This window comes from Pseudoalteromonas sp. P1-9 (genome assembly GCF_001399975.1).
Taxonomy (GTDB): domain Bacteria; phylum Pseudomonadota; class Gammaproteobacteria; order Enterobacterales; family Alteromonadaceae; genus Pseudoalteromonas.
Genome location: NZ_LKBD01000060.1, coordinates 1 through 14,253, shown reverse-complemented (window position 1 = coordinate 14,253; position 14,253 = coordinate 1). Strand labels below are relative to the sequence as shown.

The 14,253-nt window shown below is 41.7% G+C and carries 12 protein-coding genes; 7 read left to right on the top strand and 5 right to left on the bottom strand.

Annotated features, from left to right (window positions below; all coding sequences use genetic code 11):
• Positions 1–136: 136 nt before the first annotated feature.
• Positions 137–436, top strand: coding sequence for a hypothetical protein (locus AN214_RS20940; RefSeq protein WP_054981495.1), 300 nt, complete (start codon positions 137–139; stop codon positions 434–436).
• Positions 437–757: 321 nt separating this feature from the next.
• Here AN214_RS20940 and AN214_RS20935 read toward each other — a convergent pair whose 3' ends face one another.
• Complete coding sequence (locus AN214_RS20935) at positions 758–1,552, bottom strand: AraC family transcriptional regulator (RefSeq protein ID WP_054981494.1); 795 nt, start codon at positions 1,550–1,552, stop codon at positions 758–760.
• Between the two features lie 218 nt (positions 1,553–1,770).
• On the opposite strand from AN214_RS20935, the gene AN214_RS20930 reads away from it, so the two are divergent.
• Genes AN214_RS20930 through AN214_RS20905 form a run of 6 tightly spaced genes read left to right on the top strand, consistent with a single transcriptional unit; the run spans position 1,771 to position 8,532 of the window.
• Positions 1,771–2,937 (top strand): Gfo/Idh/MocA family protein, encoded by a 1,167-nt coding sequence (locus AN214_RS20930; RefSeq protein ID WP_054981493.1) that lies wholly within the window; start codon positions 1,771–1,773, stop codon positions 2,935–2,937.
• Positions 2,930–3,988 (top strand): sugar phosphate isomerase/epimerase, encoded by a 1,059-nt coding sequence (locus AN214_RS20925; protein ID WP_054981492.1) that lies wholly within the window; start codon positions 2,930–2,932, stop codon positions 3,986–3,988. Before AN214_RS20930 ends, AN214_RS20925 begins: the two co-directional genes overlap by 8 nt.
• 5 nt (positions 3,989–3,993) lie before the next feature.
• Positions 3,994–5,214 carry a sugar MFS transporter gene (locus tag AN214_RS20920; RefSeq protein WP_054981491.1) on the top strand — a complete coding sequence of 407 codons (1,221 nt, stop codon included), beginning with the start codon at positions 3,994–3,996 and terminating at the stop codon, positions 5,212–5,214.
• A gap of 11 nt (positions 5,215–5,225) precedes the next feature.
• A complete protein-coding gene (locus tag AN214_RS20915) occupies positions 5,226–5,852 on the top strand; it encodes a gluconate 2-dehydrogenase subunit 3 family protein (RefSeq protein WP_054981490.1) in 627 nt (208 codons plus the stop codon).
• Between the two features lie 8 nt (positions 5,853–5,860).
• Positions 5,861–7,579, top strand: coding sequence for a GMC oxidoreductase (locus AN214_RS20910; protein ID WP_054981489.1), 1,719 nt, complete (start codon positions 5,861–5,863; stop codon positions 7,577–7,579).
• A gap of 41 nt (positions 7,580–7,620) precedes the next feature.
• Positions 7,621–8,532, top strand: a complete 912-nt coding sequence (locus AN214_RS20905; RefSeq protein WP_054981488.1) for a sugar phosphate isomerase/epimerase — start codon at positions 7,621–7,623, stop codon at positions 8,530–8,532.
• Positions 8,533–8,942: 410 nt separating this feature from the next.
• Here AN214_RS20905 and AN214_RS20900 read toward each other — a convergent pair whose 3' ends face one another.
• The 4 genes from AN214_RS20900 to AN214_RS20885 all read right to left on the bottom strand — a co-directional run bounded on the left by AN214_RS20900 (position 8,943) and on the right by AN214_RS20885 (position 13,874).
• Positions 8,943–10,079 (bottom strand): porin, encoded by a 1,137-nt coding sequence (locus AN214_RS20900; protein ID WP_054981487.1) that lies wholly within the window; start codon positions 10,077–10,079, stop codon positions 8,943–8,945.
• Positions 10,080–10,090: 11 nt separating this feature from the next.
• Complete coding sequence (locus tag AN214_RS20895; protein WP_054981486.1) at positions 10,091–10,531, bottom strand: hypothetical protein; 441 nt, start codon at positions 10,529–10,531, stop codon at positions 10,091–10,093.
• A gap of 315 nt (positions 10,532–10,846) precedes the next feature.
• Complete coding sequence (locus tag AN214_RS20890) at positions 10,847–11,140, bottom strand: hypothetical protein (RefSeq protein ID WP_054981485.1); 294 nt, start codon at positions 11,138–11,140, stop codon at positions 10,847–10,849.
• A 196-nt stretch (positions 11,141–11,336) separates the two neighbouring features.
• Positions 11,337–13,874, bottom strand: coding sequence for a M9 family metallopeptidase (locus AN214_RS20885; RefSeq protein ID WP_054981484.1), 2,538 nt, complete (start codon positions 13,872–13,874; stop codon positions 11,337–11,339).
• Between the last annotated feature and the right edge of the window lie 379 nt (positions 13,875–14,253).

Here is a 14,253-nt window from a genome sequence, read left to right as displayed (position 1 = left end):
TAAGATTTATTTTTACGTTTTGTCATTTAACACCTCAATATTAGAACATTGTCCATTATTAAAGTGTCCGGCTCAATTAAACCAGTTCAGTATTATCGAATACTTAGGCCATTCAAAAACTGAAGGAATAAATAGAATGGACAGATACACTCGTGACGAAGCTAAAGTAATTCTCATACATGCTATTGAAGTAAGTAAAAAGTTAGGTGGCACACAAAAAGATATAGCAATTTATATTGGGGCAGAAGAATCCGATATAACAAGAGCGAAGGATAATAGCTCTGAAAAAAGGTATCTAAAAGATCACCAAGTTGACTTACTTATTGAACGATACGGCAAGCCATACAGTATGAATAAAGGTCGGTACTTAGTCGCTAAGAAGTGCACAGATACCAATGAGTTCTGCGAGGCTTATCAAGACGTAATTCTTACCTAGCAAAAGAGCTTTTAGAAAAATGGATTGATGCAGATATTGATAGGTATCTACTTAGGTCATTTTCAATCTATGAGGAAGAGGAGCAACTAGACGCTTTAAGTTATATAAAAACAAGGTTGTGTGAGCTGATTGGTGATGAAGAATTTGAAGCTTGGCACAAAGGCCACGATGAAATAGAGATTCTGGATTTTTCTTTATGCGGGCCATCTGATGACGAGCGTAAACTAAAAGAGATACTCAGAAAACACAATCTGGAAACTGGAAATGGGCACAGTTTGAGACACTGAGAAATGCCCCCTCAAATATAAAGATAAAATAACATCAAAGATTAATAGGCTCGAGTAAGAAAGACAGCTCATCTTGGGTTTGGTACTTCTTTCGTAAATGGCTCGGTAGCTCATCAAAATAGGCCATGAATTGACGGCTAAAATAGCTGTTATCAGAAAAGCCTGATTGATGCGCAACGTCACTTATTGGTAAGTTTGTCTCTATCAGCAGTTTTCTTGCGTGTTCTAAACGCACTTGCGAGATAAACTGCTTAGGCGTGATATTGAGGTACTTTTTAAAGCGCCTTTCCAAAGCGCTAATGGAGAGATGACTTATTGCCGCTACCTCTGCCAACATTAACGGCTGCATAAAGTTTTCGCGAATGTACTCTACAGGCACACTAACGGCATCTAAGCCGGTAAGTGTCAGGCCATTTTTATCGAGCTGGCGCGACATGCCATAGCTGCCGATCACTTCCCCGCCCTTTGACATTAACGGTCGCTTTGAAGTAACAAACCACGCCACATCGGCACTGCCTTCAAGCTGATTAATTTCAAGTCGTTCCGTTACTGATGTGCCAGCCATCACTTTTTGGTCATCAACAACAAATTGCTTAGCAATATGTGGCGGTGAAAAGTCAAAATCGGTCTTACCTAATACTTCAGCAACAGATTTAACGCCTATGTGCGTCACAAAAGGCTGATTGGCATACATGATTTGCCCTTTTTTATTTTTGACCCAACAAATGGTATCGGGAAAAAGGTCAAACATCGCCAAGATTTGTTCTAAGTAAATCGTGTCAAAGAATGCTTTATCTAAATCAGCATCAATAAAAGAGGTTGGATTCATACTAATCCCAATTTTCAATCACGCTTATTTTTATACATTTAAACACTTTAGAGGTTCGCAATCTATTGAAATATCCTACCCCTAAATACCCAACAAACGAATAGAGCAATTTTTAAACGCCGATTAAGTCACAATTGAAACCGAAATTATCCTACCTTTTATGTTAACTTTTTATTTACTATTTCTAGTAATAGTCAGTTTTAGCAGTAACGTAAGTGATGACAAAAATCAAAATGGGCATGGTTGGTGGCGGTAAAGATGCCTTTATCGGTGCTGTACACAGAATGGCCGCACAACTCGATGGCGAAATAACACTGGTATGCGGAGCATTTAGTAAAGACCCTAATGCATCTGTATCATTTGGCCAAAGTTTAGGGTTAGCGCCTTCCCGTTGTTACGGAACCTATCAAGAAATGTTGGAGCAAGAAGCCAAGCTCCCAGCGGCTGAGCGCATGGACATGGTGGCCATTGTCACCCCTAACCATTTGCACTTCCCCATTGCCAAAGCAGCCATCGTGCATGGTTTTCACATTATTTCAGACAAGCCAGCAACGCTTAATTTAGCTGAAGCAAAGCAGCTGGCTGATTTATTGAATCAATCAACAAGCCTCTACGCGCTGACTCATACTTACACCGGCTACCCCATGGTTAAAGAAGCAAAGTACCGCATCAGCCAAGGTGAACTGGGCGAAATTCGCAAAGTCGTTGTGCAATACCCACAAGGTTGGTTGTCTTCACAAACTAATGACACGTTAAAGCAAGCCAGTTGGCGCCTAGACCCAACTCAAGCTGGCATTAGCTGTTGCATGGCAGATATTGGCGTTCATGCAGCAAACCTTGTTGAGTACATCAGTGGCTTGTCTATGGTAAGAGTGTGTGCTGATCTTAACACCACGCTTGATAGGCGCGTATTAGATGACGACGGCACGGTGTTATTCAAGCTTGAAAATGGCAGTAAAGGGGTATTGTTGGCTAGCCAAATCGCAACCGGCGAAGAAAATGATTTATCCATTGCCATTTATGGCGATAAAGCCAGCCTCAAGTGGTCTCAAATGGCGCCGAATTCGCTGACGCTAAGCTACCCCGACCGTTCACAACAAACTATTAGAACAGGCGTGGTTAACAAGTCACCGCTTGCCCTTGCAAACACGCGCTTACCTGCTGGTCACCCCGAAGGTTACATCGAAGCATTTGCCAATATTTATCGCAATTTTGCTGCGCAAATTCGTGCTACCAAAGCGGGCCAAGAAGCGTCTGAATCTGCTCTTGATGTGCCGGGCATTGACGCGGCTATTCGCGGCATGCAATTTATTGAAAGCACTGTTGCGGCAAGTCGCTCAGAATTAAAGTGGCACCCAATTGCAAAGGAGCAATCAGATGCGTGAAATTAAAGGCCCAGCGATTTTTCTCGCTCAGTTTATCAGTGAACAGCCTCCTTTTAACACCCTTGAAGGCATTTGCCAATGGGCAGCAAGCTTGGGTTATAAAGCCATTCAGCTGCCAACACACTTGCCAAATTATTTTGATTTAGAAAAAGCGGCTACCAGCATCGATTATTGTGATGAAATTCGCAGCCAATTAGCTGAACACGACTTAGTTATCAGCGAGCTCTCAACACATATCCAAGGGCAACTGGTTGCGATTCACCCAGCCTATACCGAGATGTTTGCAGGTTTTGCACCACCTGAACTCAGAGGTGACGTCAAAGCCATCGAAAAATGGGCAACCGAGCAGCTTATACTCGCCGCAAAAGCGAGCAAAAACTTAGGCCTTAGCGCTCACGCTACTTTTTCAGGAGCGTTACTTTGGCCCACCGTGTATCCCTGGCCACAACGCCCTGCTGGTTTAGTCGAACAAGGCTTTACCGATCTGGCGCGTCGTTGGTTACCAATCCTCGACGCCTTTGACCAAGCAGGAGTCGACGTTTGCTATGAACTACACCCGGGGGAAGACTTACACGATGGTGCCAGTTTTGACACCTTCTTAAGGTATGTCGACAACCACCCAAGAGCCAATATTCTTTACGATCCGAGTCACTTTGTGTTGCAGCAACTCGACTACTTGGCCTTTATTGATATCTATCATTCGCGTATTAAAGCGTTCCATGTGAAAGACGCAGAGTTTAACGCCAATGGAAAAACTGGGGTGTATGGTGGCTACCTCAACTGGCAAGACCGTGCAGGTCGGTTTCGCTCACTGGGTGACGGACAAATCAATTTCTCAGCAATTTTTAGCAAGCTGACACAATACGGGTTTGACGGTTGGGCGGTGCTTGAATGGGAGTGCTGTATCAAACACCCTGAAATAGGGGCCCAAGAGGGCGTGGCGTTTATCAACCGTCATATCATCACACCGACTGAAGTGGCATTTGACGATTTTGCAGCGGTTGCAAGTGACATCACAATCAACAACAAAATACTGGGGTTAAGCGAGTAAACACCATGAATAACAATAATTACAGGCAACTTGCGTTTACTATCTCTTGTTTGGCACTGGTCGTGACAGCAATGACGTTCGCGATTAGGGCGGGTATTTTATCGCAATTAAGCGCTGATTTTTCTCTCACTGATAGCCAGCTTGGCTGGGTTAATTCGATGGCGTTTTTAGGCTTTCCAGTTGCCACCATTTTAGGCGGCTTGCTATACAACCATATTGGCGCAAAACGCATGATAATCGCAGCCTTTGCGTTTCATTTACTTGGCTTAGGGTTAACCATTGGCGCCAGCGGCTTTTATAGCTTGTTGCTCTCCACCTTTTTTATCGGTTTTGCCAATGGTGCCGTTGAGGCTGGCTGTAACCCGCTAATTGCAAAACTTTACCCTGACAACAAAACAACCATGCTTAATCGCTTCCATGTTTGGTTCCCCGGTGGCATTGTCATCGGTGCGCTTGCTTCAAAATTTATGACCGACTTTGGTTTTAATTGGCAGGCCCAAATTGCCATTATGCTGGTGCCCACACTGGTTTATGGCGCATTGCTATTAAAGCTTACGCTGCCCAAAGAAATTAACGCCGTAGCCAAAGGTGCAACAGGGCAAAATATCAAAGCCCTACTCTCACCACTGTTTATTTTTATGGTGTTGTGTATGACGTTAACCGCAACAACAGAGCTGGCTACTCAACAATGGATCGAGCGCATTTTAGGTGGTTCAGGTGCGTCTCCAATGCTCATTATGGCACTTATCACGGGTGTCATGGCGCTTGGTCGTTATTTCGCAGGGCCCATCATAAAAACGCTTAACACGTTAGGCGTGCTACTGACTTCATCCGTACTGGCGTTTATTGGTATTTTTGCCATGAGTATCGCCAGCGGTTATCAATTGTATATTGCCGCCGTTATCTTTGCCCTTGGCGTTACCTACTTTTGGCCAACAATGCTGGGCTATGTCGCAGAAAAACTACCCCAGACGGGCGCGTTGGGGCTTTCAATAATGGGGGGAGCAGGCATGTTCGCGGTCAGTACTTGGAATCCCATTATTGGTCGCTGGATCGAAGCCAGCAAACAGGAAGTGGCGAATTTTGGCGAAGATAAAGACTTAATCGCGGGACAACTAGTACTCTCTGAACTCAGTACTTTTCCACTAGTATTAATTGTAGCATTTAGTTCACTCTGGTGTTTTTCTGCCATTCGTGCGAAAAAGCAGGTATCACAACCAGCATAAGGTAACTGAGCATGACAACACAAACCAACGAAACGCTCTCGCAACAGGCAACAAGCAAGCGCCAATTTCTAAAAGGCGTACTGGCAACTTTAGGCGCTGGAATCACCTCTGGGCTGGTCGGCAATAATGCAATTGCTACGGCGTTAAATTACCCGCTGAACCCCAAAAGCCACTTAAGCGCTGGCAAAGTATTTAATCAGGCACAGCTAACCTTGCTTAAAACCGTATGTGATTTGGTCCTTCCCAGAACAGATACCCCAAGCGCAGGCGATGTCGACGTCCATGGTTTTATCGACAATCAGCTGTTTCACTGTTACGAGCAAGCCACGCAAAACAAGATGATTGCTCTGATAACAATGATTGAAACAAGCAGCAAAAAATACTACCAACACACATTTGACACATTGCTTGGCGAGAAACAAACACAGTTGCTCGTTGATATCGAACAAGGTCAAGCACCGTTTACCATGCAAAACCGCGCTGACTTTAAGCAACTCAAAGCGCTGATTTGCTTTGGCTACTACACCTCTGAGGTCGGCGCCTCACAAGAGCTTAATTATCAGGCTTTTCCAGGTGGCTTTACCGGCAGCATCAAAAGCGATGAACACGTCAACCACGGCGCGTTAGCGTACTACTAGGGGCTGCTATGAGTGTCTATATAAAAGAGTCCAAAGAGGTTTTCGACGCCATTGTCATTGGCTCTGGTGTCACAGGTGGTTGGGCGGCAAAAGAGTTTTGTGAGCGCGGTTTGAAAACCTTAATGATTGAACGGGGCCGTATTGTTGAACACCGCCAAGACTATATTGGCGAAGGAAAGGCGCCATGGCAAACCCCGCTGCGCACCAAGGTAGAAAAAGCACTAGTTGACGAACAATACTCTGTACAGCAGAAGTGCTACGCATTTAATCAAAATACCAAACACTTTTTTGGCAACGATAGAGACTTGCCGTTTCAAACCAGTAAAGATACCGACTTTTGGTGGATACGAGCCAATCAGCTTGGCGGTAAATCACTCCTTTGGCATCGTTATGCGTATCGCTTGAGCGATTACGATTTCGACGCAAACAAACTCGATGGATACGGTAACGACTGGCCTATTCGTTATAACGACTTAACAGATTGGTACAAGTACGTTGAACACCACGTTGGGATCTGTGGTCAAAACGAAAACTTACCACAACTGCCAGATAGCGAGTTTTTAGAACCCTTTGAAATGACTGCGCCAGAGAAATTTGTCAAACAAAGGCTTGAATCCTTATTTCCTGACAGAAAGCTTATTCACGGCCGCCAAGCCCACTTAACTAAGCCAAAAGCGCATCACTTAGCGCAAGGCCGAGGCATGTGTCAGGCGCGTAATGAGTGCCAAAAAGGGTGCTCATTTGGTGCCTACTTTTCAACACAGAGTTCAACTTTACCGCCCGCTATTGCCACCGGCAATTTGCGTATTGCGCCTAACAGTGTGGTGCACAGTCTTATTTATGATGAACAAAAAAAGCGCGTAACTGGCGTACGCGTCATCGACAACGATGACCTTTCTGAGCGCGAGTATTACGGCAAAGTGGTATTCTTGTGCGCCTCTACATTGGGGTCAACGCAAATACTGCTTAATTCCACCAGCAAAGCGTTTCCAAATGGGCTAGCTAATAGTTCCGGCACGCTTGGTCATTACTTAATGGACCACAACTACAACGCGTGGGCCAATGGTGAGATCCCCGGATTTGAAGACGAATTCTATTCAGGTCGTCGTCCCGGTGGTGTTTATATCCCTAACTTTTACTTTCAACCGGACAAAAAACGCCCGTTCTTGCGCGGTTATGGTATGTCGGCGGGCGCCTACCGCGAAGGCTGGAATGATTTACAGCAACAAGACGGTATCGGCGTTGACTTTAAAAACAGCTTAAAGAAGCCCGGCAAGTGGAAGTTTTACCTTGGCGCGCAAGGGGAAATGTTGCCGCGCTATGAAAACTCAGTGCGACTACACCCAACACTAAAAGATAAATGGGGTATTCCTCAACTAGAGGTTAACTGTCGCTTTTCTGATAACGAAAAAATCATGATGCAAGATGCCGCAGAGCAAGGGGCCAAGATGCTAACCGCGATCGGCCTTGAAAATGTCACCAGTGGAGTGCGCGATAAGCCACCGGGTTCAGGTATTCATGAACTAGGAACCGCGCGCATGGGGCGCGATGCAAGTTCCTCAGTTCTCAATGGCTATAACCAAAGTCACGATGTAGCGAATTTATTTGTCACCGATGGTGCGAGCTTTTGTTCCTCTGCGGTTCAAAATCCGAGCTTAACCTTTATGGCGTTAACGGTACGTGCGGTGGACTACGCAGTCAAAGAAATGGCGGCAAAGCGGATTTAACTTTTAGATTAAAACAATCAATTTAGTAATGGCGAAGAACAATGATCAATAAAACAAAAAAACTGGTATCAGCACTGACATTATTGTGCGCAGGTACCCTTGTTGGCTGTCAAACTCAGCCTTCACAACACGCTAGTTCAGAACTGCAAGTACAACAAATTAGCCAAGCGGATATTCCGGCGATTAGCGTACAGCTGTGGTCTGTTAACGATACCTTAGCAAAAGACTTTAAAGGAACAGTCACTGCCATCGCCGATATGGGGTTTGATGCCGTTGAGCTTGCTGGTGATTTTGGCCCTTATAAAAACGACCCTGAAGGCTTAAAAGCATTTTTAGATGGCTTAGGGCTAAAGGTAAGTGGCGCACACGTTAAAATGCCTTTACTAACCGATGACAAAATTGCACAAACCATCGCTTTTTATCAGAAAATGGGGGCACCAATGCTTATCGTCCCTGCGGATAGGCGAGCAGAAAAAGCCGATACCATAGTAGGCTTTGTTGAAGACCTTAATAAAGTGGCTAAAGTCATGCGCGAAAAAGGCATGGGCTTTGGTTTTCATAACCACGATCGTGAACTGGTGCCTTATAAAGACAGCACCTTTTGGGATTACATTGCTGAAAACACCGCGCAAGACTTTATTCTACAACTTGATGTTGGCTGGGTAACCTACGCTAAAAAAGACCCAGTTAAATACATCCATAAATACCCAAACAGAACCGTTACGACTCACTATAAAGCAAAGTTTGGTAAAGCTTCAGAAGGCAAAAAGCCTTTGATTGGTCAAGATACAACTGATTGGGCTGCAGTGCTTAGAGCAAACATTGCCGTTGGTGGCACCCAATATTTAGTCGTAGAACAAGAAGAGTACCCTGACGGCCTTAGCCAACTTGAAGCTGTTGCGGTTTCAAAGAAAGGACTCGATAAAATTATTGTAGACGTAATATCTCAATAATCATTTAAGTTTTTGTCGAGTTTTGCGTTGTAAGAGCTAAAACACGTAACCCTCAAGGTAACCATGCCATTTAGTTTACGCAATTAAATGGTGTGCTTTTTTTATGACACAGCACTAATTACCAGATTGCCGCCCTAGGTTCTATTGAACTTTGTTTAGTAATTCAACTGATAGTAAGGCGATTTTAGCCTAAGCTAATGGCTTTGGATTTTTATTCCACTACCTGCATTCACATATCATCAAGAACAAGTAAACAACGATCATGCCGCTTTGCTGCCGAAATCCCCCTATTACTGAAAGTACATGGATTTGAATATTTTCTCAGATAATTCAAGTAATGGGATTGGTTAGTATACGATTTTGAAATCTATTGCATGAAAAAGGGCTTTCTCAGCCCTTTTATGATTTGATTAGAAAACAAAATCTATGCCCATACTAATCGTTTTAGAATCACCATGATAAGCCCAACCTGTTGCTTTATCTCCCTGATCTACGAATGTGTCGTACTGTACTTTAAATGCAACATTTGAATAAAAATCATACCTCAAACCATAACTCAACATATAATGCTCTTCTAAATCTTCCGTCGGAACATTTGAACGTTCATGATCTGCTTTGGAATAAGAAACATAAGGTTGGAATTCATCAATGTTGTAAACCACAGAAATAAGATATGTCGGAAATTCAGTTCCAACTGCATCATCATATTCAACATAGTTCATATCAAAAAGAATGGTAAAGTCACTTATATTAACCTGGCCACCAAAGCCAATAAATTGTTGAGAGAAAGGCGTATAAGGGCTAATGCTGCCATCTTGTTGAATGGTTTCTCTATCCCTATCATTTTGGAAGTAAACAAAACGAAGGTCAAAGAAATCACCTGACATATTCCAATTGAAGCCTGCAATATCTGTCCAATATTCATTAACTGTTCGTGCTGTGCCACCATATAGCTTATCGTAATACAGCATTTCAACATTATCGTCTGAATATTCATTACCATAAAATGCTGTAATAGTATTTGAATAATCACCGATTTCGAAGCTATACATAGCATGGGCGCCATCGAACTGCGTTACTTGCCACCAGTAAAGGTTTGAGGGTGGGCGCATCCAAGGGTATGCGTAACCTACTTCTGCAAACTCTGAGAAATAGTACATCGGTATATTTCGTCGTCCAGCCATGAAAGTCCAATCTTCATTGGCTTGATAAGTAACATAATACCAATCAAATTCAGGTTTGAAATCATCTACACCTTTCGCAACCAATTGAGCTGTAAAGGATAGCTTATTATTGAACCGATAAGTGCCCTGTACTGCAAGAATAGACTCAGCTTTAAATGTGAGATCATTATTATACTGACCTACATCATAAAAATCAGCCGTGAGAATTTCATCTCGTTTCTGCCCCGGATTTAGCGGATCATCGACTGTTCCTAGGGTTTTACCTGCGATAATTGAACCGTAACCACTTATTTTTAGCTCTGCATTTGCTGATTGGGAGAAAATAATAAGCAATGCTGATGCTACTAGTGAAAGCTTTTTCATTTTATCTCTCCTCAGAATGTTGCCACGACTTTAACATCGCTTGTTACGGCGCTAGCGTCTAAATAGCCAATTGCATCAGGGTTGGATGCTACCGATGAAATAACTGCTGCATTTGAATCCATTTCTTGCGGAGGCGTCCCTTTGCCGGTAAACAAAATTTTTGACCAGTAAGCTTTAACCTGGCTATTCGATTTGCCAAGCACTTTTGAATTAAACTCTTCCACCGCAATATCAGTGTTGCTCGGGCTGATTAAAATTGCAGAGCGGCCATTTGTATAACTTTTAGTTTTACCTAAAAATATTTTCTTAATAGTGCCCTCATCAAAAGTTGAATCATTTGTTGGGTGGACAACAACAGCCACATCAGCTATTGCATGTGACATGTTCATTATTGTCAATGTGGATACTACACAAACAACATTCCACGCTTTTCTTGAAGAAGGTAATAACATAGTTAATCCTTATAATTGCTGCGCTATATGTCATGCTCGGGGCACAACGTATTTAAAAAGTAGTCTGCTATGTATATGATTTCAAGAAATTGAAGAGAATAATAATCTAGACGGAGACTATAAATAACAACAATTTACAGGTAATAAGTGAACGCAGTTACTCTCTGTTAAGCACAGATATCGAGCGCTTACCTTAATTTGGCGGATAAAAGGAAAGGACTTAACAAAGTCCTTTATTTGGGGTGGTGCTTAAAGAACGAGCTTGATCTCCTTGCTCCAAACTCACAACAAGTATAGACGGCGTTTTAACTTTTGCTATTTTTTATTTAACACAACCTCTGCAGTATATGTAGCACCTGCGGCGTTATACATTTTTTCCCATGAGTCGAATGATGTGTTATTGCAGATAAATTTATCCCATTCATCATCGAAATTCGTCATATCTCCTTTAGAATCGATCACAACTCCGCTTGCTTCAATTAGGTTGTCGATATTTTCAAACTTTGAATGTTCAGATATAAATTTCGGAGGCATTAGCTCATCTAACCCAATTACAAACTTATCTTTCAAAGCTTTAAGATTATTCTCTTGCTTACTCAATTTTCCCATTTTTCACCAGAGGTATCAGAATAGTTAAAAAACAAACTTCAGATTACTTGAATATAGCTCTGAAAATTAAACTTATCGAAAAAATAGAACCGACCGTGTAAAACTAATTTACAATAATCATTTTATGTAAAAACGTTAAAAAATTATGAAACAAACCCTCCTTACGGCGAGTTTGTTTCGCAGTGAAAACGAGGAGTTAATCTTCAAGCATTGTTAATAACGCTACTCCACTGTGGTCACCTTTTACCATCAAATAGTGCCAAGATGAGGTAGGACTATTAATGATAATCCTGTCATCATTGCCGCTCGTCGGTGAAACATTATCGTAAGAGTTGTCTTTAGGCCAACCGCCTGCTTTGTGATAAAGTGTCACATCGCCAGTACCATTTCCTGTGGTATAACTTAGTTTAGATTTACCCTGTGGCACCCAAATTGACAAGTAGGCTGTGCGGCTACCATCAAGACAAACTGTTTCGTCTGAGGTCAATGTTCCTGAGTTTACAGGAGGTTGGCTAACACAAACATTTTCAACTGATGTTCCGCCATCCGCTTGAGTCCAACTAACAGTTAAATTCACATTAGCTAATGCCTGATTGCCGTATGGACTAACCATAATATGCCAGCGACCTGTTTGTGGTGATTGTACTGAAACTATCTCGTTACTGCCATTTTTCCATGGGCGATAATCATAATCAGTACGCGTAGCTTCACTGCCAAAGTTAACATGTAAGTCAGCATCGCCTGTTGTACCACCACTAGTTTGAATAATTAAGTCAGTCGCGCCACTTGGAACATCAATAAAGTATGCAGGTAGATCTGTACCATTAGAGTTAACTACGACAGATTGTCCATTGGTTAATTTACCTGTTTTATCGTCGCCTGAGCCATCATCACTTGAACTTTCTACTTTTTGTAACCAGCTTGAAAAATCGCTGTTATATTGAGTGCCTATATTTGCAAGATGAGTATCAAATCCCACGTAGTTCCCATCACGTAATTCAACTAGTATTGTCTCAATATCACTGCTCTGTTTTTCAAACATATAGCGAACAGCTAAATATCCCCAATCATAAATTCGTGTTGAACCATGATCATCATAGTTAGTTCTGAACAATTCGCTAAGGCTGAAAGTTCCTTTTCGAGCTTCTTCGACTGCATCATTATTTAGGTTCTTCTTAGAAATATACTCAGCTAAACCTTCACCCCACCATACAGTATTATGGTTATAACCATCGCTGAAATTTCCTTTTTTGTTAAAGCGACCATCTAGGTAATGCACATACTCGTGCTCTAGGTTCCACACAGTAAATTCACTTAGCCACTCAGCTTCGTGAGCCATAAATCGTGGGATATTTCCTTGAACTGACGGATCACCTTCTAGGTAAATGCCGCCATTATCCGTGCTATGATTAAACAAAATACCAGAGAATTTTTTGTAGTCGGCAGAGCTATTATAAATTACAAGTTCAAGGGTACTGTTATTGTCATTAGCAACAGGAATATTGCCTGTATTTAACTTGTTATGAAAGTAAGTCTCTTGAACAGCCAAGTCATTACAAATGCCAACTAATTGACTATTAGTTAATTCTTGGGCGCGTACGCGTAAAGTTTCTGAACAGTTGTAAGTAATAGGCAATACTGTAGCTTCGAGGGTTTGCTTATAATCACAGGTATTGTAGTAACTACAATTGCTATTATCATGGTAATTGACTTGAGCCGCCATATTCAGCCATGCTTTAGAGTGATCCCCCGTCATTGTATATTCAGCTAAAAAGTCACGAACGACAACCCTAACACTTTGGTATGTTTGCCCCCCGACTCCTAATAAACGAGCAAGCTCACTTGCTGCATCATTGTATTGGTACTCACGAGTACTACCAATTAAATTATCATTATTGATTAAAAAGTCATTGAGCGCAGTAACTAACGTTTTATCTTGCTCTATTACTGCTTTGAACGCATTATCATTACGGCCTCGATAAAAAAGCGTTAATGTTTTAGTAATTAGGTTTTGCATATTTGCGCCCCAATTAACATCATAACGCTGTAACCAGCCAATGCCAGCATCAACATAACGGCTACGCCAGTTTTCAATGTACATTAAAATCATTGCCTCTTTCATATTAAAAGCATGATCTTCATCTGTATTAAAATAGTTAGGGTTAGCAACTAACGCATCTAAAAAACCTTGCACTGCAGATGTTACACTTGCACTTCGGTTTGTGGTAACAGCCCAAAAACCTACTCTTAAATAATTGATGAAATTACGCAACCCATTGTTGTTTTTGCCGTTATATTGTGTTGCTAGCACTTGTGCTCTTTGTGCAACTGCGACCATTGATGCTTGATCAAAAAGAGTTGCCTTTAAGTCATCCTCTACCGCCCACATATTATCTTCAAAACAACTATAGTCTGTATTAGTTTCCAACAAGCTAATGCGCTGTTGACCATTAACTGCCGCCAAATCTGCGGTTGTTAAGCATACTGATGTAGCAGAATTATCAACTCTTTGAAATAATTTATCTGAGACGCTTCGAGAAGTACGGTAAATCGATTCTGTATCTCGAGCAACGGCTTTCTCTTCATTATCAAGATTTACACCTTTGTGAGGCGTTTTTATGTATTCAGGTATTCTTTCTTGATTGTAAGTATGACTATGGTGTTCAGCGGCTGCATTAAATGAGCTCCACAATGAAGCAAATGTGACAGCTAATGTAATTGATGTTTTTTTCATTATTATTCATCTCTCAATATTTAAACTACTTATTGGTTGGTAAAGTGGAATATCCGATCACTCTATATAAATTGTGAATTCAATATAATGTATACAATCTGTACTGCAGTGTAAATTTTTGTTTTACCATTTGTAGCAGATATGTTTCTAAATAATGAGGAAATAAAATTAATCTTTATAAAAACAGTGACTTATTAGTTTTATGATATTTTAATATAAATAATGTATTTTTCCGCTTAAGGTATGAATAATCCATTTAGAGGTAACATCTCAGATACCTCTAAACTGTTTTCTGGTCAACTCCAGCCGGACACTTTTCTTAAAGAATTTTCATACTCAACTGGTGACTGATCGTTATTAGCTGAGTGCAGCCTTTCCA